Here is a 21,800-nt window from a genome sequence, read left to right as displayed (position 1 = left end):
TGCGGGAACACGATGCCCAGCAGCTCGTCACACACTCCGCACAATGACACCAAGATGACGCACTGTCACCCCATCACGAAAATCTTGCAAGAGCCGAAAACCTCATCCATAGGCTGTGACCTGCAGGATTAAGGATGCGGCTGAGAGTCACCGGGCTGGTACGCCAGGATGATCTATCGTGCTGCTGCGACTCCTATACCTCACGCTTACCAACGTGTTCGCTCTCCTACGGCTGCTGCCGATGAGCGACACCGACAAGAACATCACCACCAACTGGCCGTCCTTCAACTCCAGGTCGCCAAACCCCGGCTCACTCCGCCCGACCGCATATTTCTCGCCGCCCTGCTCCACCGGCTCCCCCGCACCACACTCCGGCGACTTCATCTGATCGTCTCCCCCGACACGATCCTCCGCTGGCACCGCGACCTCCTACGCCGCCACCACACAACCGCCTCCCGCCCCAAACGGGCAGGACGACCGCCTACCCACCGCAGCATCCAAACCCTCATCTTGCGCCTGGTCCGGGAGAACCCAAGCTGGGGGTACAGAAGAATCCGCGGCGAACTCGCCACTTTCGGGATCAAGGTAGCCCCCTCCACGGTATGGGAGACCCTCCAGCACAACGGCATCGATCCCGCGCCCCAGCGCGACCGCCAGACCTGGACCACCTTCCTCCGCAGCCAAGCACACGCAATCCTTGCCGCCGACTTCTTCGAAACCCGGACGCTGACCGGAGCGCGCCTGTACGTCTCTTCGCCGTCATCGAACGCGCCACGCGGCGTATCCGCATCCTCGGTGCAACGGCCCACCCCACCGCAGCCTGGACCACACAACTCTCCCGGAACCTCGCCATGGACCTCCACGACGCCGACACTGCGGTGAAGTACCTGATCCGTGACCGCGACAGCAGATACACGGACGCCTTCGACGCCGTAGTCGAAGACGAAGGCATCACAATCATCAAGACCGGTATCCGAGTACCCCGCATGAACGCAGTGATGGAACGCTGGATCCGTTCCTGCAGAACAGAACTCCTCGCCGCACACTCATCTGGAACCAAGCACACCTCCTCCACACCCTCCACGCCGCAGCACCCCTGCGCCCACTCCCCCATCCCCTCACCAATCCCGAACAGCTCAACCACCTCGACATCCGGCGGAAGGACCAGCTCGGCGGCACTCTCCACACCTATGAACATGCCGCCTGACCAGCTCGGATGTAATAATCGGCACCCACAGGCTCCACCCGCTCGATGTGCCGCCACCATATGTCGATCAGTCGATCGAATCAATTGTTTGAAGCGAATCGACGGGACAAGCCGTACACCGGACTCGCGGCGCATTAGGCTCATCGCCCAAAGGACCCGAGACATCCGCCGACAACGAGCGAGGGAAGTACGCGTGGCCGAGCAGAAGAAGCGCCGCAAGAGCCCCCATGACGGAGAGGCGACCCGCGAAGCCCTCATGAACGCGGCCGAGAGGCTCTTCGCGGAGCAGGGCGTCGAGGCGGTTTCCGTGCGTGCCGTGAACGCCGCGGCGGGGCTCGCGCCGGCGGCTGTGCACTATCACTTCGGCTCCAAGGAAACCCTGCTGGAGGCGGTGCTGCTGCGACGCGGACGCGCCGTCGTCACCGACATCAGCGAGCGCTGCGACGCACTGCTCGCGCGGGAGGAGCGCCCGGAACCGAGGGATATCGTCGAAGCCCTGGTCACCCCGTACGCCGCTCTTCTGGAGCGGGACCGCACAGGGGGAACCCGCTGGCTGTCCATCGTCGGTCAGCTGACCCTCAGCGGCGGTGAGCGCATGCTGACCTCGGCGGCACCGGCGACCGAGCGGCTGCAGGCCCTCATTCACCGCGCGTTCCCGGACGCCACCCCTTCGGAACTGCAGACCGCGTGGACCCTGAGCGTCGAGGCCCTCATATTGCTGATGGCACGGAGCCCCGAGAGCTGGTTCGCCTCGGGCAACGAGGCGGCCATCATGCGGGACAGTCTCGTCAACTTCGCCGCGGGAGGGCTGACCCACGCCATCGAGCGGGCCGCGTCGGGGCGGCGCCACAAGGTACCGACGACCTGAGCACGACCACGCGCATAACTCTTCCCTCGCTCCGGGACACATGCTTTCATCAAGCGATCCGATCAGCTGATCGAACAACCTCGTCACCGCACTCGGCGGGGGGCACCCGCGGAAGGAAAGCACGATGCGCGCAGCCGTTATGCAGTCGGGAAGGATCTTCACCACCGACCTCCCGGAACCCGCCCCGGCCGCCGGTCAGCTCCTGGTGGAGCCCATCGCGGTTGGCGTGTGCGGCAGCGACCTCTCGGCGTGGCAGCACACGGGCGACTTCCTGGCCGCTCATGAGGAGACGGGCGCGACGGGAGAGGTTTTCGACCCCGATCGCCCCCTGGTGATGGGGCACGAGTTCACCGCCCGGGTGGTCAGGCTGGGTAAAGGGGTAGAGGGCTATGACGTAGGAGACGAGCTGGTCGTCCTGCCCGGCGTGACAGCCCCCGACGGCCGAGTCCATACGGTCGGCTATGCCAACGATTTCCCGGGCGGACTCGCCGAGCGTTCCGTTGTCTGGGCCTTCGGGCACATCAAGATTCCCAAAGGGATCTCGCCGGTCCTGGCAGCCGTGACGGAGCCCCTGGCCACCGGGGTCAACGGCGTGCTCAGATCGGCGGTCGAGCCCGGCGACGGCGCGCTCGTGACCGGCACCGGCCCGGTGGGCCTGGGAGCCGTCATCGAACTGGCCGCCCGAGGAGTCGCCCCCATCGTCGTCTCCGATCCCTCCGCCAGTCGCCGGGAGATCGCCCGGGCGTATGGAGCCCACATCGCGGTCGACCCGCTCCGGGACGACCCGGTGGAGGCATGGCGCAAGAACGCCCCCGCCGGGCGGCGGCTGCACATCATCGAGGCATCCGGGGCCAAGGGAATCCTCGCCTCCCTGATGGCGACCGCTCCCGCGTACACCAGGATCTCGGTGATCGGTGCCGGCATGCGCCCTGAGGAAATCCGCCCCGTCGTCGGCGTCCTGAGAAACACCAGCCTTGAGTTCGTCGGTGGCCCCGGATTCGGCGAGACCGAGTACAAGGCCTTCGCGCGCGCCTTCGAACACCTCCGGGCAGGCCGCTTCGACCCTGCGCTCATGGTCACCGGGTACGCCGGGCTGGACGCCACCGCCGAGGTGTTCGCGGCGCTTCGGCCGAGCAGCCCGAGCGCGATCGCGCACGTCAAGATCCTCATCCGGCACGGCCTGCCCGGGTCCGGGATCCTCAGTCTGCAGGAGGCCGCCGCCTTCCCCGGGTGAGCGCCGGACTCGGGCACGGCGATGGTTCAACCGCAGACGGATGGGGCCACCGGCATGGCTGCCGAGCTGGACATGCCGACCCTGGTCGGCCTCGGCAACGAGAACGCCGGCGACGGATTCCGTCACCCGGTCACGAAGCCCGCCGACGGCGAGTCGGACGAGGCCATCAAGACCACCTTCAGGCGATTACGCCAGGCCGCTCCAAAATCCTTGATTTGGAGTGGAAGCTTGGCCACCCGCAGCTGTACCTCAACGTCTTCTCGCGCGAGCTGGACTCCCTCTACGTGCTCGGGTTCGTCGAGTTCGCGGACGCCGCCTACAAGCGGTTCGACGAGATGGCCCAGCTCATCATGATCGACATCAACGCGCGGGAGACGGGCGTCCGCAAGGCCGAGCTGACGCAGCTCAAGCGCACCGACACACCGGACCTGCGCGGCGGCGTCAAGTACGTCGACAGCGCGCGGCACACGAACTACGCCGAGCGCGCGACGTTCATGGCCTACCTGGCGCAGTTCCGCGACCGGTTCGGCTGGCACGACGTCGACGACCACACCTACGACGCCCTGCGCGCCGAGGCGCAATCCACACCGTCCTCGCCGTCCTTGTCCGAGCCTCCCAAGGAGACCAGCCATGTCTGACCTGTCGCCCCTCGCACTCGTCACCGGTGCCGCCGGCGGGATCGGCGAGGCCGTCTGCCGCCGCCTCGCCGCGCGGGGCCAGACACTGCTGTGCGTCGAACGCGACGAGACGCTCGCGCAGAAGGCGGCCTCCGCGGCAGGGGCAGGCGCCGTCCCGGTCGTGTGCGACCTGTCCGACCGGGATGCCGTCGTGGCATTGTGTGCCCGCATCGAAGGAGAGTGGGCCGACCGGCCGGAGCTGGTGTTCCTCAACGCCGGCGTGATCGTCCCCGGGGACGTCGTCGACTCCTCGGCCGCCCGACTGCGGCTCCAACTCGACGTCACGCTCGGCTCGGTCACCGAACTCGCGGCGTCCGCGGCCCGGGTCATGAAGGCGGCCGACCGCGGCCACATCGTCGCCACGGTCTCGATGGGCGGGATCCTCGCCCTTCCGGGATCGGCGGCGTACTCGGCGGCCAAGGCCGGGCTGCGGGCCTATCTCGCGGCACTGAGCGCCGAGCTGCGCGGGACCGGCGTCGCCGTCAGCGGGGTCTACCCGAGCGCTGTCGACACCCCGATGCTGTTCCATGAGGCGACGCACGACGGCAGCCTGCTCAACTTCCTGGGGAAGGTGAGCACGGTGGACGACGTGGCGGACGTCGTCGAGCGCGCACTGCGCAAGCGGCGGCTCGAGCACTTCCTGCCCTACAGCGACTCGATCCTGTGCCGGATCCTCGAATCGTTCCCCTGGCTCGTCCCGCCGATTCTCGGCCCGGCCGAGGCGATCGGACGCCGCGGGCGTGCGAAGTACCTGGCACGCAAGGGAAGTACTGCTCCGCACAACCATGGCCTCCGCTGACGCCCAAAGCTCATCCGCCCCAGACCTCACGCGCCCTCGCGCCGCCCGGCGCGAGGGCGCTGTCGTCGTTCCCCGGCCGACGGCCCCAAGGCCTGTAACACGTGCATAAATCAAGTGTTTCAATCACTTGACCGGATGGGTGCACGAACCTACTGTAGCCCCACCAACGAGGGTGCGATCCAGCCACCAGCACCCCGTCCGACAGCACACCCGTCACACCATCAGCCCGACCCGACCGACGCCAGCAGCCGTGGGACGATACGTGACTTCGTCTTGCGTCGGTTTCCGGCCACGGCCATCGCTCAGTACGGCGCACCAGCCGTTCTCTGTCCCCTTCCCTACTCCTCGACGAGGAGCTGCGATGACGCAGACTCAATCGGGAGCGGCATTCGAGCCGCCGACCACGGACCACGGCAGTACGGGAACCACGGAGCCCGAGGACGGCTCCGCTCCCGTCCGTTCCACCGCCGCGTTCGTCCTCATCCTGATCGCATTGCTGTGGCCTCTTGAGGTCGTCAGCCTCTCTTACAGTCTGCTGACCCCTGCCGTGACCCAGATCGCGGTCCATTACCAGACCCAGCAGATTGGGTGGGTCTTCACGGCTTTGACCTTGGTCGGCGCCGTCGCCGGACCGGTGATGAGCAAGCTCGGTGACCTGTACGGCAAGAAGAAGATCATGGTCGCGGGGGCGCTCCTGAGCGTGCTCGGCGGGGTCCTCGCCGCGATCGCGCCGAACTTCCCGACCCTCCTGGCAGGCCGTGCCCTCCAGGGCTTCATGCTGCCGCTGGTCACGCTCTCGTACTCGCTGATGCGCGATATCCTTCCCCAGCGCTGGATCGCCTTCTCGGTCAGCCTCACCGTGGGCGGAACGGGTCTGGTGACGATCACCGGACCGTTCATCGCCGGGTACTTCATCGACCATCACGGATTCCGGTCCGTTTTTTGGCTGCTCGTCGGCATGTCACTCCTCGCGCTCCTCGGTCTCCTGGCCGTGCCCGAGTCCCCGGTGCGCGCCCGTTCGCGGCTCGACTGGACGGGTGTGGTGCTGCTCGGCGCCGGCGTGGCCCTCGTGCTGGTGGGACTGAGCGAGGCAGCCACCTGGGCCTGGTCGTCGTCCAAGACCCTGGGATGCCTCTTCGGCGGTCTGGCCCTGCTGGTGGTGTGGGTCGCCGTACAGCGCAGGATCCGGGAACCGCTGGTCGACATGCGGCTGGTGTCCCGTCGACCCGTCCTGACGACGATCGTCGTCGCGGGCCTGGCCTACGGCGCGGTGGGGGCCTACACGACCATCCTGCCGATAATGGCCATGACGCCCCGGGTGCTGGGGGGCGACTACGGCTTCGGGTCCACGGCCATGCAGCTCACCCTTTTCACCGTGCCGGCGGGTATCGCCACCTGTGTGCCGTGCTTCATCGCGGGCCTGTACATGCGCCGCATCGGCGCCCGGCTGCCCGCCGTCGTCGGCTCGCTGATCATGGCCGTCGCCGCCGCGTACACGGCATTCTGGCACGCCGAGAAGTGGCAGGTGGTCGTCGGCTTCACCGTGCTCGCCGCCGGCGCGAGCCTCGCCTACGCCGCCGTGCCGAACCTGGTCATCGAGGCGACGCCTGTGGAGCAGCAGGCCATCACCGCGGGCATGGCCGGGTTGCTGCAGACACTGGGTTCGACGGCGGCGGTGCAGATCGTCTACGTCATCCTCCTGCAGAACGTGGGGCAGCTCGTCCAGGGCAGCCCGATCTACACGAACACAGGTTTCGTGATCGCCTTCCTCGCCTGCGCGGGCTTCGCGCTCGTGGCCCTAGTGGTCGGACTCCTGGTGCCCCACGGCAGGCCCGCACAGCAGACAGCCGAAGCCTGACAGCCGCGGGGAATCAAACCTCGACAGCTGCGTGAAACCGCCGGAGCGAGGGCCGAAACGTCGACACGACGTTGGCCCTTGCTCCATCGGCCTTCTCGTGTCTCTCGCACAACGCACGGAAGGAGGGCGCAGACTGGACGCACGGGCATAAGGCGGCCCCACCTCTGAGTAATCCGGCCGCTTCCCGCTGACGGAAGCGAAGCAAGGCCATGAGCACAGACAGCCGGAACACCGCAGACCCCGACCTGCCCGTCCCAAAGGCAACCGAGACCGTGGTGCTTCTCCTGGACGGCCGAGGGGCCCTGCTGTCTCCGTCCCGGCCGCCTGATGGATTCCTCGGGTATGCGCCGGAGCAGTTGCTCGGCCTTTCGGCATGGCAGCTGTGGGCGGACCCGCAGGCATGTGCGTCCACACTGGCGGCTGCCCGCCGCGGCTCGGCCACGCTCCATCCCACGGTCCTCCGCAAGGCCGACGGCGTCCGGCGGAGGCATCGGTGCACGTCCTGCCCCTCTCGCCTGCTCCGGCCTCGGAAGCAGGGGCGCGGTTTCTGATGCGGGTCTCACCGCCGGCCGCGGCCGCACCCGCCCGAAACGAAGACGCCGGGCCCCCGCAAGCCCTGCTGCGGACTCCGGTCGGAACGAGGAGCGGCACAGGCCGGATCTGCTGCGGGACGCGGCGAGTATCGAGCCCTCCGCCGACGCCGGTCGCACCGCCGCGGCCTTGGCCGATCTGCTGGCCGCCGACTACGCCGACCTGGTGACCGTGGACCTCGCCCAGGCGGCACTGGAGGGCGACGGCCTGCCGGCGATGGTCCGCTTCGGAGAATTGCGCCTCAACCGCGCGGCAGCCGTGCGGCGCGGTGGCGCATGGCCCGCCGAGCTCCCCGGAACGGGCTTTCCGGCTCGACGGGTGCCCGAAGCGTCGCTTCGCCACGCTGCCGGACGGCGACGTCCGGGCCTACACGGTGGCGTCCAGCGTCGTCGCGGCACACAACTTCGGCCTGCGCGCCCGGCTTCGCTCCGGAGCCCGCGGCGATGCATCGGCAGGCGTGGACCCGGCACTCGACCTCATCCACCGCACCTGGACCGACACCGGCGAAACGCTCGTCCTCGTCACCAAGAGCAACACGCCCCGGTGGCAGATCATCCAGCGACTCGAAGGCATACAGCAGGAGTAAGCCAGGGTACTGAACACCCCACCGTGAGCGTACTCAGTGCCCTCACGGTGGGGAGAATCACCCGGTGGCCGCCGGCACCTTCATGCACCGTCCTGGTCTGCCTGCAGGCCGCGTCGCCAAGAGGCTCGATCCGGCGATCCCTTGCGCTTCCGTCAGGCGGCAGCCAGCCCCAACTCAGTGGATAGCCGACCACGGTGCCACACCGGTGTGCCAAGGAGGTGGCTCGAGCTGTGCGCTCGCTTGAAATAGCGATGAGCGTCGTGCTCCCAGGTGATCCCAATGCCGCCGTGCAGCTGGACCATCTCCCCCGCTACGGTGGAAAACGCCTCCGAGCAGGCCGATTTGGCCACTGCTGCACGGCGGGTGAGCTCCGGGGAACCTTCGGCGGCGGCGAAGGCTGCGCCCATGGCCGCCGAACGCGCCGCCTCCACCAGCACGTAGGAGTCCGCGAGCCGGTGCTTCACCGCCTGGAAGGAACCAATGGCCCGGCCGAACTGCACCCGGTCCTTGGCATAGGCGACCGTGAGATCCAGGCAGCGCTGGGCCGCGCCCACCTGCTCGGCAGCCAGCGCCGCGCAGGCCTGGTCCATGACGTGTCGCAGGACGCGTCCCGCCTCGCCGTCCTGGCCGACGAGGCGGCCTTCGACTCCGTCGAGTACCACGCGTGTCAGGGCGCGGGTCTGGTCCATCGTGACGGTGGGCTCGCGGCGAAGGCCGACCCCGTCCACGGCCACTTCGAAGAGGGACAGCCCGGCCGGCGTTCGGGCGGCCAGGAGCAGGAGTTCGGCATCCGCTCCGTCCAGGACGTACTCCTTGGTTCCGGAGATGCCCCAGGTCCCGCCGGAGAGAGGGACAGCCTGAGCCGCGATCTGGTCGGGGCCCCAGGTTCCCTGCTCGGCCCAGGCCAAGGCCCCCACCATCTGTCCGGCCGCGAGCGGTGGCAGCAGGCGTTGGCATGTTTCCTCGTCACCGGATGCCAGCAGTGCCTGCGTGGTGAGCACCGCCGAGCCGAGGTACGGCACAGGGCTGAGGACACGTCCCAGTTCTTCCATGACGACGTGCACCTCCTGGGCCCCGTAGCCCGCGCCGCCGTACTCCTCGGGTACGGCCAGGCCTGCAACACCGATCTGCTCAGCCAGCGGCTGCCAAGCCGTCGAGCCCTCGTAGCGCGTGAGCAACGATCGCACGGCGGAACGTAGTTCTTCTTGTTCCTCCGTCAGTCTCATCTGTCTGCTCCTTGCTCTGTCAGGTCAGGGATGGCACGCCTGTGCGGGGCGTGCAGCGAGTGGAGGCGCGGTCTTTCCTCAAGGCCCGAAGGGCGGTACGGCTCTCCTCAAGGGCGCGGTAAGTGGTTCAGGGAGCCAGGACCCTGGCCCGGCAGGCTGCCGGTGTGCCCCAGGCCGAGCGGAGCGCGCGGGCCTTGCGTATCCACAGGGACAGGTCCAGCTCGTCGGTGTAGCCGAGGGCGCCGTGCAGGTGCAGGGCGGTGCGGGCGGCGGTGTATGCGGCCTCGCCGGCGGCAACCTTGGCTGCCGCGATGCCGCGACCGCTGTGCTCCTCCCCCGCCTCCAGGCCCAGGGCGCCGGCGTGCACGAGCGGCTGAGCGAACTCCAGGGCGATGAGGGTGTCGGCCAGCCGGTGTTTCACGGCCTGGAAGGTGCCAATGGGGACGCCGAACTGCTTGCGCTGGCGGACGTAGGCGACGGTGTGGTCCAGCAGAGCACGCCCGAGTCCCAGGGCCTGTGCGGCAGTGGCCAGTGCGGCGACGTCGGCGGCGTGCGATGCTGCCGCCTTCACCTGGCGGCCTCGGGCCAGGGTGGCTCCGCCTAGTGGTCTGGCCAGTCGGCGGGCGGGGTCGGCGGACGGCTGGACGGCGCCTGCGGACGTCGTCAGGGACAGGGTGTCCCCGGTGACGACGAGGGTCACGTCACTGGCGTCGGCGTCCAGGGCGTAGGGGGTTTCTGCGGAGAGCTGGCAGAGGGAGGCGATGGTCTTGCCGGAGGCGATGCCGGGCAGCCAGGTGTCGGCGACTGTCTGGTCGCCCAGGCGGTCGAGGAGGGCGGCCGCGGCCACGGTCTCCACGTACGGGCCCGGCACGGCGTGACGTCCCAGTTCGGTGAAGGAGATGGCCAGTTCGACGGGCAGGCATCCCAGGCCGCCGTGCTCTTCGGGGACCGCGAGACCGAACACTCCGGCCTCGGCGAGGCGTCCCCACAGGGCACGTCCGGGCGCGTGGTCGCCGACAGCCCATGCGCGTACGGCCGCGGGGGTGTCGGCCGCCGTGAGCATGCTGTCGAGGGAACGGGAGAACTCCCGCTGCTCGTCGTCGAGGAGGAACCGCATCACCGGCGTCCCTTCGGCAGGCCGAGCAGGCGCTCGGCGATGATGTCGCGCTGGATCTCGTTGGTTCCGGCGTAGATGGGCCCGGCCAGGGAGAAGGTGTAGCCCTCGGCCCAGGTGCCGTGGGCGGGTGCCTCCGCGGCGTGGTCGGCGAGTTCACCGACGGGTCCGAGCAGGTCCAGGGCAGTCTCGTGCAGGGAGATGTCCATCTGGGACCAGAAGACCTTGTTCATGCTCGCCTCGGCGCCGATCGACCCGCCGGCCTCGATGCGGGAGGCGTTGGCGTAGGTGAAGAGCTGGTAGGCGCGGGCCGTGATCACTGCGTCGGCGACTCGGTCGCGCAGGGAGGTGTCGGCGGGGTCGGCCAGGTCCTGCCAGAGCCGGGCCAGCCGGTCGGCTGCGGCGGTGAAGCGGCCGGGGCTGCGCAGAGTGAGGCCTCGTTCGTTGCCGGCGGTGCTCATGGCGACTCGCCAGCCCTGGCCGGGTTCGCCGATGACGTCCTCGTCGGGTACGAAGACGTTGTCCAGGAACAGTTCCGCAAAGGCCGGCTTGCCGTCGAGTCGTCCGATGGGACGTACGGTCACGCCGTCGGCGTCCAGAGGGAACATGAGGTAGGTCAGGCCGCGGTGGGGCTTGTCGGCGTTCGGGTCGCTGCGGAAGAGACCGAAGGCGCGGTCGGCGAAGGCGGCCCGCGAGGACCAGGTCTTTTGCCCGTTCAGCAGCCAGCCGCCGTCGGTTCGTGCGGCGGTGGAGCGCAAAGAGACCAGGTCCGAACCGGCTTCGGGCTCCGACCAGGCCTGTGCCCAGATCACCTCTCCGGCGGCCATGGGCGGCAGGATGCGGGCGCGCTGTTCCGGCGTGCCGTGCTCGAACAGCGTGGGGGCCAGCAAGTTGATGCCGTTCTGGCTGACCCGGCCGGGTGCACCGGCCGCGTAGTACTCCTCCTCGAAGATCAGCCACTGGAGGACCGAGGCGGTGCGGCCGCCGTACTCCTCGGGCCAGGACACTACCGACCAGCGGCCGTCGGACAGGGTGCGCTCCCATTCCCGGTGGGCTGCGAACCCTTCCTCGGTTTCCAGGGAGGGCAGCGGGGTTGCGGGGACGTGGGTCGCAAGCCAGGTGCAGGCTTCGGTCCTGAAGGCGTCCTCCGCGGCGGTGAAGTCGAGGTCCATCAGGCTCCGGCCCCCTTCTTCATGGCGTGGACGTCCATGCCGCCGAGGGAGTCCGCTGCGGTCTCGGCGTTGTGTGCATGGGCGAGATGGTGGAGGCCGAAGACGGAGTCCATGCCGGCGTGCAGGCCCTGGAGGTCTTCGGCCTGGTTGACGGCTCGCTTGGTCAGCGCCAGTCCCATGCGCGGCATTTCTGCGACCCGGCCCGCCAACTCCATGGTCTTTTTGCTGAGTTCGTCGCGTGGCACGACGCGGTTGACCATGCCGATCTCGTAGGCGCGCCGGGCGTCCATCCGGTCGCCCGTGTAGAGGAACTCCTTGGCAATCCGGGGCGGCATGGCCCAGGGATGGGCGAAGTACTCGACGCCCGGGATGCCCATGCGGACCACGGGGTCGGCGAAGAAGGCGTCCTCGGAGGCGACGATCAGGTCACACACCCAGGCGAGCATCAGGCCGCCGGCGACGCAGGCGCCCTGGACCTGGGCGATCAAGGGCTTGGGCAGTTCGCGCCAGCGGCGGCACATGCCCAGGTAGACCTCTGACTCCCGGGCGAAGCGGCTCTCCGCGCCCTGCTTGTCCGAGTGGTCCCACCACAGTCCGGCCTTGCGTTCGAAGGGCAGGTGGGCGTCTCGTTCGGGGGTGCCGATGTCGTGTCCGGCGGAGAAGTGCTTTCCGTCCCCGGCGAGGACGACCACCTTGACCTCGCCGTCCTCTGCGGCGCGGTAGAAGGCGCGATCCAGGGCGTAGGTCATCGCCGAGTTCTGGGCATTGCGGTACTTCGGACGGTTCATCGTGACCACGGCGACGGGGCCACGGCGTTCGTAGCTCACCGGTTCCGTGGGCGTCGTGCCGGAAGCGGACATCCGCCCCCTCCTTCCCTAACAAGTGTTTGGTAGGTTACCGTGCTGAACGTCAGCCGTCGAGAGCCGACCGGAGCCGCCCATGAGCAGCGTCGAGGAGTTCCGCACCGAGTTCCGCACCTGGTTGCGCGCCCATCTCACCGGGGAGTTCGCCAGTCTGCGCGGACGCGGTGGGCCGGGCCGCGAGCACGAGGCCTTCGCCGAACGCCTTGCCTGGGAACGGCACATGGCCGCCGCGGGGTGGACCTGTGTGGGGTGGCCGAAGGAATACGGCGGCCGGGGGGCGACCCTGGAACAGCAGGTGGCCTTCCACGAGGAGTACGTCCTCGCCGATGCGCCGGCGCGTGTGAACCACATCGGCGAGCAACTGCTCGGCCCCACCCTCATCGCGTTCGGGACGGCTCAGCAGCGCGAGCGCTTCCTGCCTCCGATCGTGGCGGTCGAGGAGACGTGGTGTCAGGGATACAGCGAGCCGGACGCCGGATCGGACCTGGCGAACGTGCGGACGCGGGCGCAGCTCGACGGGGACGAGTGGGTGATCACCGGGCAGAAGATCTGGACCTCGCTCGCCCACGAGTCCGACTGGTGCTTCGTCATCGCGCGCACCGAGCCCGGCTCCACCCGCCACCAGGGGTTGTCCTATCTGCTCGTGCCGCTGCGCCAGCCCGGTGTGGACATCCGTCCGATCATGCAGCTGACCGGCACGTCGGAATTCAATGAAGTGTTCTTCGACGAGGCGCGCACGGCAGCGGGGAACATCGTCGACGCGCCCGGCCAGGGCTGGAAGGTCGCCATGGCAACCCTCGGGTTCGAACGGGGCGTGTCGACCCTGGGACAGCAGGTCGGCTTCCGCCGCGAACTAGAAGCGATCATCGACCTGGCCAAGCGCAACGGCGCGGCCGACGACCCGTTCATCCGCGACCGCATCGCACGCGCCTGGAGCGGTCTGGAGATCATCCGGTTCAATGCGCTGCGCATGCTGGAGGCAGTCGCGGCCAGCGCACCGGGCCCCGAGGCATCCATCGGCAAGATCTTCTGGGCGACCTGGCACCGGGAACTGGGCGAACTCGCCATGGACGTGTGCGGTGCCGAGGGCATGCTGGCCGCCGGCGAGCCCTACGACCTCACCGACTGGCAGCGGCTGTTCCTGTTCTCCCGCTCCGACACCATCTACGCCGGCTCCAACGAGATCCAGCGGAACATCATCGCCGAGCGCGTTCTCGGCCTGCCGAAGGAGGCCCGTCCGTGAGCACGTCTCCTCCCCCGTATGTGTCCGGCCACCGGCTCCTTGAAGGGCGCAGCGCCGTCGTCACGGCCGCCGCGGGAGCCGGGATCGGCGGGGCGACCGCGCGCCGGCTGCTGGAAGAGGGGGTCAAGGTCGTCATCTCCGACGCGCATGCGCGCCGCCTCAAGGAGTCCGCCGCGGAACTGGCCGAGGCCTTCGGACAGGACAAGGTTGCGGCACTGCCCTGCAACGTCACCGACGAGGACCAGGTCACCGCCCTGTTCGACCTCGCCGAGCAGCAGCACGGGCGGCTCGACATCGTCGTGAACAACGCCGGACTGGGAGGCACTGCCGACCTGGTCGACATGAGCGACGAGCAGTGGTCCACGGTGCTCGACGTGACGTTGAACGGCACGTTCCGGTGCACGCGTGCCGCGCTGCAGCGGATGAAGGCCGCGGGACGCGGCGGTGTCGTCGTGAACAACGCCTCGGTCATCGGCTGGCGGGCGCAGAAGGGCCAAGCGCACTACGCCGCGGCGAAGGCGGGGGTGATGGCGCTGACCCGGTGCGCCGCTCTGGAGGCCGCCGAGTTCGGTGTCCGGGTCAACGCGGTGGCGCCGAGTCTGGCCATGCATCCCCACCTGGTGAAGGTCACGACCCCGGAACTGCTTGAGGAACTCACCGCGCGGGAGGCCTTCGGCCGGTACGCCGAGCCCTGGGAGGTGGCCAACGTGATCGTCTTCCTGGCGTCCGGCTACTCCTCCTACCTGGCCGGTGAGGTCATCTCCGTCAGCAGCCAGCACCCGTGAGGCGAGAATGACCCGGTGCCGAACAGCAAGAGTGATCGTAAGAAGACAGCCATGAGTGCCGCGCCTGAACGGCGCGAGGAGATCCTGGCCACCGCCGCCGAGGTGTTCGCCGCGCAGGGCTACCGTGCCACCACCGTCCGCAAGATCGCGGACGAGGCGGGGATGCTCGCAGGCAGCCTCTACTACCACTTCGACTCCAAGGAGGCGATGGTCGACGAGATCCTCTCGAGTTTCCTCAACGAACTGTGGGCCCGCTACGACGCCGTGCTCGCCGTCGGCCTCGGCCCCAGGGAGACCATCGAGGCCCTCGTCACCGCTTCCTTCAAGGAGATCGACCGGCACCTTCCGGCGGTCGCCATCTACCAGAAGGAAGCCAAACGCCTGCAGGCTCAGCCGCGCTTCGCCTACCTCACCGACGCGCAGGTGAAGTTCGAGAAAGCGTGGCTGGGCACCTTGGAACGCGGGGTGGCCGACGATGCCTTCCGCGCCGATCTCGACATCCGGCTCACGTACCGCTTCCTCCGCGACACCGTCTGGGTGGCCGCGTCCTGGTACCGGCCGGGCGGACAGCACAGCCCCGAGGAGATCGCCCGCCAGTACCTGTCGATGGTGCTGGAGGGCATCACTCTGCGCGAATAACCCTCAAGAGTCCCAAAAGGAGCGGCCATGGCCGAGGCATACATCGTCGAAGCGGTCCGTACCCCGGTCGGCAAGAAGAACGGCGGACTCTCCGCCGTCCACCCTGCCGACCTCGGCGCACACATACTCCAGGCGCTGATGGAGCGCTCCGGAGCCGACCCGGCGGCCGTCGAAGATGTCGTCTTCGGCTGCCTCGACACCGTGGGCCCGCAGGCCGGGGACATCGCCCGGACGTGCTGGCTGGCTGCGGGGCTGCCCGAGGAGGTACCGGGAACCACCGTGGACCGCCAGTGCGGCTCCTCGCAGCAGGCTCTGCACTTCGCCGCCCAGGGCGTGCTGTCCGGCACCCAGGACCTCGTGGTCGCCGGCGGCGTGCAGAACATGTCGATGATTCCCATCGCGTTCGCCAGCCGCCAGGCCGCCGAGCCCCTGGGACTGACCCAGGGCCCGTACGTCGGCTCCGAAGGCTGGCGCGCCCGCTACGGCGACCAGCCCGTCAACCAATTCCACGGTGCCGAACTCATCGCAGAGAAGTGGGGCATCTCCCGCGAGGACATGGAGCAGTTCGCGCTGCGCTCCCACCAGCGGGCGGTCCGCGCCATCGATGAGGGCCGCTTCGACCGTGAGCTCATCGCCTACGGCGATGTGACCGCCGATGAGGGGCCGCGCCGCGAGACCAGCCTGGAGAAGATGGCAGGACTGAAGCCGGTGGTCGAGGGGGGCCGGCTGACGGCAGGCGTCTCCTCCCAGGTCTCCGACGGTGCGTCCGCGATCCTGGTGGCAAGCGAACGGGCCGTCCGCGAGCACGGTCTGACGCCGCGGGCCCGCATCCACCACCTCTCGGTGCGCGGCGAGGACCCGATCCGGATGCTGTCCGCGCCGATCCCGGCGACTGCATACGCCCTCAAGAAGTCCGGGATGTCCCTCGACGACATCGACCTGGTCGAGATCAACGAAGCGTTCGCGTCCGTCGTCCTGGCGTGGCTCAAGGAGACCGGCGCCGATCCGGACAAGGTCAACGTCAACGGCGGCGCCATCGCTCTGGGCCACCCCCTGGGTGCTACCGGCACCAAGCTCACGACCACTCTGCTGCACGAACTGGAGCGCACCGACGGCCGCTTCGGTCTTCAGACGATGTGCGAAGGCGGCGGGCAGGCCAACGTCACCATCATCGAGCGGATCTGATTCACCCCCAAGGACTGCTGGGGTGGCTCACATTGCCGTCGGCCCTCCTGCGCTGCGGCGCAGGAGGGCCGACGGCAATCACACCGGTCCAGCAAAAAACTACACGCCGGCGGAACCTGCCCCCGAGTGGTGGACACCTCTGAGCCCGGCCCCGCCAGGGGCCGGGGAGGAGGGATCTCTTATGGTGATGAAGGTCTACTCGCCGAGTTCAAGGCGGACGCCGTCGCGCTGTACCTGTCGGACCCGAGCCACACCTTCGAGGGCACTCGGCAAACGGACAGCAGGCGCCGATCGCCTACGAGCAGCAATCAGCCACCCTGACACTTGCCGCATAACGACACGAACAGGTGTCCACCCTTCGGGGACAAGGCCCCGCTGCAGCGTTCCCGAGCCGGGCCCCTGCAACGGCTCAGCCAAGCGATTGCTTGCTCGGGATCTCCCAGTCCTCCGCGACTGGCCTCAACACTCCGCACCCGGCCGCCTTTCCATGCGGCGCACTGAAACCAGGCGGCGGAAGACTCTGTGCGGCGCCAGGAGGTAGCGCTCGAGGCCAAGACGGGAGACACTTAAACCCAAGCGCTTGCTCGGTTACCGCCGCGGGAGGAGAAGGACGTGCAAGAGTTCCTCAACTACATCGGTGGCGAACGGTGCCCAGCCCGTTCGGGAGCGTGGCTGGAGTCCGTCGACCCCTCCACGGGCCAGGCGTGGGCGCGGATACCCGCCAGTGGCGCCGAGGACGTGGACATTGCCGTCCAAGCTGCTCAACGGGCATTCGACAGCGGAGCCTGGACGGGGCTTTCGTCGGCTGAGCGGGCGGCGAAGCTGCGCGCGTGGGCCGATGCCGTCGAAGCCGGCGCGGAGTGGCTGTCCGAGGTGGAGACGCGTGACAACGGACGTCCCCTGCGCGAGACGCGCTTCGCCCAGATCCCCGGCGCCGCCATGCAGATCCGCTACTTCGCCGGGCTGGCCGAGAACCTCCAAGGTTCGACGGTGGACATTCGTCCCGGCGCGTTCGCGTACACCCGATGGGAGCCGGTGGGGGTCACGGCGCTGATCATCCCCTGGAACGGCCCACTGCCGGTGTTCTTCGCCAAGGTGGCGGCGTCCCTCGCCGCCGGCAACACGATCGTGGTCAAGCCCGCGCAGCAGGCCACCGCCTCGATCCTGGAGGCAGCTCGTCTGTTCGACGAGCTCGGTTTCCCTCCGGGCCTGGTGAACGTGGTCTCCGGACGCGGCTCGGAGGTCGGCGACGCGATCGCCGGCCACCCCGGCATCGGGAAGATCAGTTTCACCGGCTCCACCACAACCGGGCGAAGCATCATGCAGCGCGCCACCGTGAACATCAAGAACCTGCTGCTCGAGCTCGGCGGCAAATCGCCCAACATCGTATTTGCGGACGCCGATCTGGATGCCGCGGTGACCGGTGTGAGTGCGGGCATATTCACCCCGAACGCCGGCCAGGCGTGCGTTGCCGGATCCCGCGTGCTCGTGGATGACTCCATCTACGACGAGTTCCTGGAGCGGCTGGCCGCGCACGCCGCTTCCATCGAGGTCGGTGACCCGATGGACCTGTCGACCGGCATGGGACCGATCGCCAACGAGGCCCAGTACGACACCGTGCGCTCCTACCTGCGGCTCGGCCAGGAAGAAGGCGCCCGGCTGGTCACCGGAGGCCGCACGACGGAGGAACTGATCAAGGACAGCTCGCCGCTGCGCGGTGGGTTCTACGTCGATCCGACATTGTTCGCCGTGGACGACAACAGGTTGCGGATCAGCCAGGAGGAGATCTTCGGCCCGGTCGCCGTCGCACTGCCCTTCAACAGCGAGGAGCAGGCCATCGAGCTGGCCAACGACACCCCCTTCGGCCTGGCCGCCGGCCTGTGGACCGAGGACCTGCGTCGAGCCCACCGGGTGACGGACCGGCTCCGGGCCGGAAACGTCTGGGTCAACACCTACAAGGCGATGCACTGGGCCCTGCCGTTCGGAGGGCACAAGCAGAGCGGCAACGGCGGCACGGCCAACGGCTCGACGGCGCTGCACGAATGGATGGATCCGAAGGCCGTCTGGATGAACGTCGGCTGACACGAGCTGTCGCCTTCCTCCGGCCGGGGAGAGCGGAGGAAGGCGACGCATTTTCAGCAATACGCCGTCATAGGCCGGAAATCCCTCGGGATCTTCGACCCAGCAGTGCCGCTCGGCGGCCGAAGAGGAAGATCACCGCGAGCCCGGTCGGCGTCAACGAGCCGGTGAAGCAGCCCTATGGGGCAGATGGCAACCGCTGGAATGTGGCGTGTGCTTCTGCCATGACACGGTCGACGAGTTCGGCGCAGGACGGCAGATCGTCGATCAGGCCGGCAACCTGCCCGGAAGCCATCACACCGAGGTCGGGGCGGCCGTCGACCATCGCGGCTTTCAGCATCATAGGGGTGTTCGCGGCCAGCAGGACCTGGCTCCAGGACAGCTCCTTGCCGTGCTTCATCGCCAGGCCGTCGCGGACCATTCCGGTCCAGCTCATGCCGGACTCACGTTTGAAGGCTGCGGCGTGGCGCAGCGCCCGCAGCAGCGCGGCCGTGCGGCCGGAGCGTTCCAGTGAGTCGACGAGTTCGGTGCGCAGCATCCGGTGCGGCAGACCGTCGACCTGGGTGGTGACGGTGATGTCCTGGACGGTTGCCGCCAGGTAGCGGGCCTTGACCGCGTCGGGGACCGTGCTGTCGGAGGTGAGCAGGAAGCGGGTGCCCATGGCGACACCGGCAGCGCCGTAGGCCAGCGCCGCCACCAGGCCGCGGCCGTCGTGGAAGCCGCCGGCTGCGATCACCGGGATGTCCACGGCGTCGACGACCTGTGGCAGCAGCACGGTGGTGGCCACGCTGCCGGTGTGGCCACCCCCCTCGCCGCCTTGTACAACCACCGCGTCGGCGCCCCAGGCGGCGACCTTTTCGGCGTGGCGTCGGGCGCCGATGGAGGGAATGACGATCACTCCGGCCCCCTTGAGGCGTGCGATCAGTTCCCGGTTCGGTGCGAGGGCGAACGAGGCCGCCTTTACGCCCTCGTCCAGGAGGATTTGCACCCGGTCGGCTGCATCGGAGGCGTCCGCGCGCAGGTTGACGCCGAAGGGCGCGTCCGTGCGGGACTTGACCTCGCGGACTGCTGAGCGGAGCTGTTCCAGGGTCATGGTGGCGGAGGCAAGGATGCCGAGTGCTCCGGCGTTGGCGGCGGCGGAGACCAGCCGTGGGCCGGCCACCCAGCCCATGCCCGTCTGGACGATCGGATGCCGCACTCCCACCAGTTCGGTGAGCGGAGTGGCGATCGCGACGTCGCTCATGCGGGCACCTCGCGGTCGCGCACACCCTTCGGGTCAAGGGTCTCGCGGATGAGCTGCAATTCCCCGGCGCTGGGCTCGCGGGTGTAGGGCACGGTGTCGCCGGGGATGACGAGCGGGAAGCCGGTGGCCTCGACGACCTGCTCGACCGTGACGCCCGGGTGCACCGAGCGCAGCCGCATGGTGCGGTCCGAGGTGGCGAAGTCGAAGACGCCCAGGTTGCTGATGACTTCCGGGATGTGGTGGTAGCGCACCGCGGACATGCCGACCTGTGCGGCGCGGTCGTAGCCCACTCCGCAGACCATGTCGACGTTCTCGACGAAGACCCTCGGGGAGTGCTTGGGGATCCAGTAACTCGTCGAATTGTTCAAGGTGTTGATGGGCGCTCCGCGCACGCCGAGCAGTTGCCGCCTGGGGCGGCTCCAGTCGCCGATGCAGGAGATGTTCTGGTTGCCGTGGCGGTCGATCTGGCTGGCGCCCATCATGACGTGCCGCCGGCCGGTGGCCACCATGGCCAGGTGCTGGCGATAGGGCAGCCAGCCCTCCACGACGTCGGGCTGCTTGCCGATCGCCGGGACGTCGCCGACGAGCAGAGCCTCGCCGTCGGTCAGGAGCAGGTCGGGGGCGAAGGTGAGCTTCGCCAGGCGGGCACCGATCGTCGGGATGATGCCCATCGGGCTGGCCAGGATCTCGCCCGCGTACCGCCATGCCTCGGCACAGGCCACCACGCAGTACTCGGCCCGCGTCGCCGTCGTTGGACTGCTCATGCCTGCTCCTCGAGGAATGCCGCCACTGCGGCCTGGTATGCCCTTTCGTCTCCCGACAGGAAGCGTTCGGTGAACGCCTGCCAGGTTTCCGGGTCGCGGGCGGCCTGGGCGTAATAGCGCTGGAAGGCCTCGTCTCGGTCGTAGTCGGGGCTGCAGGAAGTGAAGTGAGCGCCGTTGGGTGTTTCCACCACGCCTGTCACGAACGCACGCTTGACCAGCAGGGTCTGCGGGCCTGCCTCCTTGAGGAGGTCCGCGGTGTCGACGATCCGTTCGCAGGAGACGAACGCCTCGTCCGCGGCTTGGCAGAACAGGTCGTCGAAGTAGGGGTCGTGGCCCAGATACTGGGCGTTGCCCTGTGCGTCGGCCCGGTTGAGGTGGACGAATGCGGCGTCCATCCGCAGGGCCGGGACTGCGACGAATTCCTCGCCGTCCTCATAGGGTGAAGTGACCGTGCGCAGGTGGGGGTTGACCCTCATCACGTCCGAGCCGAGACCGGCGCGGATCGGCATGAAGGGCAGCCGCTGGGTCGCGGCGGTCAGGCCCCACATGAACATCGCTTCGTCTATTTCCACCAGTTCGAAGGCGCCTTGTTGCCGGGCCGCGGTGAAGTGGGGTTCCAGGGGGATGGAGTCGAGGGTGGCGAAGGCCGCCACGAGCTTGCGGATCTTTCCTGCAGCGGCGAGGAGGCCGACGTCGGGGCCGCCGTAGGAGATGACGGTGAGATCGGTGATGTCCGAGCGCAGCAGCGCGCGGACCAGTGCCATCGGCTTGCGCCGTGACCCCCATCCGCCGATGCCGAGGGTCATGCCGCTGCGGAGCCGACCGACGGCCTGCTCGGCGGTCATCGTCTTGTCGCTCATCGCTTCTCCTCCTTGGGCGACTTGGACGACACGAACGCATCGCGGTGGCGATCGCCGATGCCGCTGAGGTTGGCCTCGAAGGTGAAGCCCTGCTCGAAGCGGTAGCTGCGGCGGACGTCCACCGGGTCGATGCCGTTGATCGCGGCCTTGGCGAGGCGGATGATCTGACCGTCCTTCGCAGCGATCTCCCGGGCCAGCTCAAGCGCGGCTTCCTGGAGTTTGTCGCGCGGCACGACCTGCCACACCGAGCCGTGGCGGTGGAGTTCTGCTGCCGTGATGGTGCGCGAGGTGTAGTACATCGGCCGCATCAGGTGCTGCGGGACGAGCCGGGCCAGATGAGTGGCTGCGCCGAGGGCGCCTTGGTCCAGTTCGGGCAGACCGAAGGTCGCGTCGTCGCTGGCCACGATCGCGTCCGCGTTGCCGACCAGGCCGATGCCTCCGCCCACGCAGAAGCCCTGCACGGCGGCCACCACCGGGACCTCGCATTCGTAGACCGCGGCGAAGGCCTCGAAGCAGCCGCGGTTGGCGCCCACGAGCGCTGTGTGTCCGTCGGTGCGCTGCATTTCCTTGATGTCGACGCCCGCGTTGAACCCGCGGCCGACAGCTGTGAGCACGACGCAGCGCACCTTGGGGTCGGCGCCGGCGGCGCGCAGCGCGGCGGCGAGGTCGAACCAGCCCTGGACCGGCAGGGCGTTGACCGGCGGGTAGTCCACGGTGACGACCGCGATGCCCTCTTCGGGGGCTGTGGTGGAGACACCCATGAGCGAATCAGCTACCTTTCCACCAAACGTTTGTTAGGTGGAAGAT

At 68.6% G+C, this 21,800-nt stretch carries 19 protein-coding genes and 2 pseudogenes; 13 read left to right on the top strand and 8 right to left on the bottom strand.

Going from position 1 to position 21,800, the window contains the following annotated elements:
• Nucleotides 1-178: 178 nt before the first annotated feature.
• The 8 genes and pseudogenes from ACH4U7_RS49240 (at nt 179) to ACH4U7_RS49205 (ending at nt 7,820) form a co-directional block, all read left to right on the top strand.
• Nucleotides 179-1,207 (top strand): annotated as a pseudogene (locus ACH4U7_RS49240) (integrase).
• A 193-nt stretch (nt 1,208-1,400) separates the two neighbouring features.
• The gene (locus ACH4U7_RS49235) at nt 1,401-2,075 is read left to right on the top strand and encodes a TetR/AcrR family transcriptional regulator (RefSeq protein ID WP_398534279.1); all 675 of its coding nucleotides are present in this window, start codon (nt 1,401-1,403) and stop codon (nt 2,073-2,075) included.
• Between the two features lie 124 nt (nt 2,076-2,199).
• Complete coding sequence (locus ACH4U7_RS49230) at nt 2,200-3,309, top strand: alcohol dehydrogenase catalytic domain-containing protein (RefSeq protein ID WP_398534278.1); 1,110 nt, start codon at nt 2,200-2,202, stop codon at nt 3,307-3,309.
• 54 nt (nt 3,310-3,363) lie between these two features.
• Nucleotides 3,364-3,501 (top strand): annotated as a pseudogene (locus tag ACH4U7_RS49225) (IS5/IS1182 family transposase); the annotation flags it as partial.
• Between the two features lie 23 nt (nt 3,502-3,524).
• Nucleotides 3,525-3,947, top strand: coding sequence for a hypothetical protein (locus ACH4U7_RS49220; RefSeq protein WP_398534282.1), 423 nt, complete (start codon nt 3,525-3,527; stop codon nt 3,945-3,947).
• The gene (locus tag ACH4U7_RS49215) at nt 3,940-4,785 is read left to right on the top strand and encodes an SDR family NAD(P)-dependent oxidoreductase (RefSeq protein ID WP_398534277.1); all 846 of its coding nucleotides are present in this window, start codon (nt 3,940-3,942) and stop codon (nt 4,783-4,785) included. The genes ACH4U7_RS49220 and ACH4U7_RS49215 overlap by 8 nt, the downstream gene beginning before the upstream one ends.
• 361 nt (nt 4,786-5,146) lie before the next feature.
• On the top strand, nt 5,147-6,643 hold the full coding sequence (locus tag ACH4U7_RS49210) for an MFS transporter (RefSeq protein ID WP_398534276.1): 1,497 nt from the start codon (nt 5,147-5,149) through the stop codon (nt 6,641-6,643).
• Between the two features lie 859 nt (nt 6,644-7,502).
• Nucleotides 7,503-7,820, top strand: coding sequence for a hypothetical protein (locus tag ACH4U7_RS49205; RefSeq protein WP_398534275.1), 318 nt, complete (start codon nt 7,503-7,505; stop codon nt 7,818-7,820).
• Between the two features lie 152 nt (nt 7,821-7,972).
• On the opposite strand, the gene ACH4U7_RS49200 is transcribed toward ACH4U7_RS49205, so the two are convergent.
• The 4 genes from ACH4U7_RS49200 to ACH4U7_RS49185 form a co-directional block, all read right to left on the bottom strand.
• Nucleotides 7,973-9,046 carry an acyl-CoA dehydrogenase family protein gene (locus ACH4U7_RS49200; RefSeq protein WP_398534274.1) on the bottom strand — a complete coding sequence of 358 codons (1,074 nt, stop codon included), beginning with the start codon at nt 9,044-9,046 and terminating at the stop codon, nt 7,973-7,975.
• Nucleotides 9,047-9,173: 127 nt separating this feature from the next.
• Complete coding sequence (locus ACH4U7_RS49195; RefSeq protein WP_398534273.1) at nt 9,174-10,163, bottom strand: acyl-CoA dehydrogenase family protein; 990 nt, start codon at nt 10,161-10,163, stop codon at nt 9,174-9,176.
• Complete coding sequence (locus tag ACH4U7_RS49190) at nt 10,163-11,332, bottom strand: acyl-CoA dehydrogenase family protein (RefSeq protein WP_398534272.1); 1,170 nt, start codon at nt 11,330-11,332, stop codon at nt 10,163-10,165. Before ACH4U7_RS49190 ends, ACH4U7_RS49195 begins: the two co-directional genes overlap by 1 nt.
• On the bottom strand, nt 11,332-12,192 hold the full coding sequence (locus ACH4U7_RS49185; RefSeq protein ID WP_398534271.1) for an enoyl-CoA hydratase: 861 nt from the start codon (nt 12,190-12,192) through the stop codon (nt 11,332-11,334). Before ACH4U7_RS49185 ends, ACH4U7_RS49190 begins: the two co-directional genes overlap by 1 nt.
• A gap of 79 nt (nt 12,193-12,271) precedes the next feature.
• Between ACH4U7_RS49185 and ACH4U7_RS49180 the strand changes: the two genes are divergently transcribed.
• From ACH4U7_RS49180 to ACH4U7_RS49160, 5 genes are all read left to right on the top strand, one after another.
• Nucleotides 12,272-13,438: an acyl-CoA dehydrogenase family protein gene (locus tag ACH4U7_RS49180; RefSeq protein WP_398534270.1), complete on the top strand. Its 1,167-nt coding sequence runs from the start codon at nt 12,272-12,274 to the stop codon at nt 13,436-13,438.
• Nucleotides 13,435-14,223 carry an SDR family oxidoreductase gene (locus tag ACH4U7_RS49175; protein ID WP_398534269.1) on the top strand — a complete coding sequence of 263 codons (789 nt, stop codon included), beginning with the start codon at nt 13,435-13,437 and terminating at the stop codon, nt 14,221-14,223. Before ACH4U7_RS49180 ends, ACH4U7_RS49175 begins: the two co-directional genes overlap by 4 nt.
• A 51-nt stretch (nt 14,224-14,274) precedes the next feature.
• On the top strand, nt 14,275-14,862 hold the full coding sequence (locus ACH4U7_RS49170; protein WP_398534268.1) for a TetR/AcrR family transcriptional regulator: 588 nt from the start codon (nt 14,275-14,277) through the stop codon (nt 14,860-14,862).
• Between the two features lie 27 nt (nt 14,863-14,889).
• Nucleotides 14,890-16,047, top strand: a complete 1,158-nt coding sequence (locus tag ACH4U7_RS49165; RefSeq protein ID WP_398534267.1) for an acetyl-CoA C-acetyltransferase — start codon at nt 14,890-14,892, stop codon at nt 16,045-16,047.
• Between the two features lie 612 nt (nt 16,048-16,659).
• The gene (locus tag ACH4U7_RS49160) at nt 16,660-18,129 is read left to right on the top strand and encodes an aldehyde dehydrogenase (protein WP_398534266.1); all 1,470 of its coding nucleotides are present in this window, start codon (nt 16,660-16,662) and stop codon (nt 18,127-18,129) included.
• A gap of 175 nt (nt 18,130-18,304) precedes the next feature.
• On the opposite strand, the gene ACH4U7_RS49155 is transcribed toward ACH4U7_RS49160, so the two are convergent.
• The 4 genes from ACH4U7_RS49155 to ACH4U7_RS49140 are packed head-to-tail and all read right to left on the bottom strand — an operon-like array spanning nt 18,305 to nt 21,754.
• The gene (locus tag ACH4U7_RS49155; RefSeq protein ID WP_398534265.1) at nt 18,305-19,369 is read right to left on the bottom strand and encodes an NAD(P)H-dependent flavin oxidoreductase; all 1,065 of its coding nucleotides are present in this window, start codon (nt 19,367-19,369) and stop codon (nt 18,305-18,307) included.
• Nucleotides 19,366-20,133 (bottom strand): CoA-transferase subunit beta, encoded by a 768-nt coding sequence (locus ACH4U7_RS49150; protein ID WP_398534264.1) that lies wholly within the window; start codon nt 20,131-20,133, stop codon nt 19,366-19,368. The genes ACH4U7_RS49155 and ACH4U7_RS49150 overlap by 4 nt, the downstream gene beginning before the upstream one ends.
• Entirely contained in the window at nt 20,130-20,993 is an 864-nt protein-coding gene (locus tag ACH4U7_RS49145) for a CoA transferase subunit A (protein ID WP_398534263.1), read from the bottom strand. The genes ACH4U7_RS49150 and ACH4U7_RS49145 overlap by 4 nt, the downstream gene beginning before the upstream one ends.
• A complete protein-coding gene (locus ACH4U7_RS49140; RefSeq protein ID WP_398534262.1) occupies nt 20,990-21,754 on the bottom strand; it encodes an enoyl-CoA hydratase family protein in 765 nt (254 codons plus the stop codon). The genes ACH4U7_RS49145 and ACH4U7_RS49140 overlap by 4 nt, the downstream gene beginning before the upstream one ends.
• Nucleotides 21,755-21,800 lie beyond the last annotated feature (46 nt).

Origin of the sequence: Streptomyces sp. NPDC020845 (assembly GCF_044334165.1) — a bacterium.
Classification (GTDB): domain Bacteria; phylum Actinomycetota; class Actinomycetes; order Streptomycetales; family Streptomycetaceae; genus Streptomyces.
Note: the sequence above shows the minus strand (reverse complement) of the source record. Positions and strands in the feature narration are given on the sequence as shown.

Coding starts and splice junctions, on each gene's coding strand:
- ACH4U7_RS49145 (WP_398534263.1), bottom strand. CDS start 20,993: ATGAGCGACAAGACGATGACCGCCGAGCAGGCCGTCGGTCGGCTCCGC.
- ACH4U7_RS49170 (WP_398534268.1), top strand. CDS start 14,275: ATGAGTGCCGCGCCTGAACGGCGCGAGGAGATCCTGGCCACCGCCGCC.
- ACH4U7_RS49140 (WP_398534262.1), bottom strand. CDS start 21,754: ATGGGTGTCTCCACCACAGCCCCCGAAGAGGGCATCGCGGTCGTCACC.
- ACH4U7_RS49200 (WP_398534274.1), bottom strand. CDS start 9,046: ATGAGACTGACGGAGGAACAAGAAGAACTACGTTCCGCCGTGCGATCG.
- ACH4U7_RS49150 (WP_398534264.1), bottom strand. CDS start 20,133: ATGAGCAGTCCAACGACGGCGACGCGGGCCGAGTACTGCGTGGTGGCC.
- ACH4U7_RS49210 (WP_398534276.1), top strand. CDS start 5,147: ATGACGCAGACTCAATCGGGAGCGGCATTCGAGCCGCCGACCACGGAC.
- ACH4U7_RS49185 (WP_398534271.1), bottom strand. CDS start 12,192: ATGTCCGCTTCCGGCACGACGCCCACGGAACCGGTGAGCTACGAACGC.
- ACH4U7_RS49180 (WP_398534270.1), top strand. CDS start 12,272: ATGAGCAGCGTCGAGGAGTTCCGCACCGAGTTCCGCACCTGGTTGCGC.
- ACH4U7_RS49190 (WP_398534272.1), bottom strand. CDS start 11,332: ATGGACCTCGACTTCACCGCCGCGGAGGACGCCTTCAGGACCGAAGCC.
- ACH4U7_RS49195 (WP_398534273.1), bottom strand. CDS start 10,163: ATGCGGTTCCTCCTCGACGACGAGCAGCGGGAGTTCTCCCGTTCCCTC.
- ACH4U7_RS49155 (WP_398534265.1), bottom strand. CDS start 19,369: ATGAGCGACGTCGCGATCGCCACTCCGCTCACCGAACTGGTGGGAGTG.
- ACH4U7_RS49215 (WP_398534277.1), top strand. CDS start 3,940: ATGTCTGACCTGTCGCCCCTCGCACTCGTCACCGGTGCCGCCGGCGGG.
- ACH4U7_RS49230 (WP_398534278.1), top strand. CDS start 2,200: ATGCGCGCAGCCGTTATGCAGTCGGGAAGGATCTTCACCACCGACCTC.
- ACH4U7_RS49165 (WP_398534267.1), top strand. CDS start 14,890: ATGGCCGAGGCATACATCGTCGAAGCGGTCCGTACCCCGGTCGGCAAG.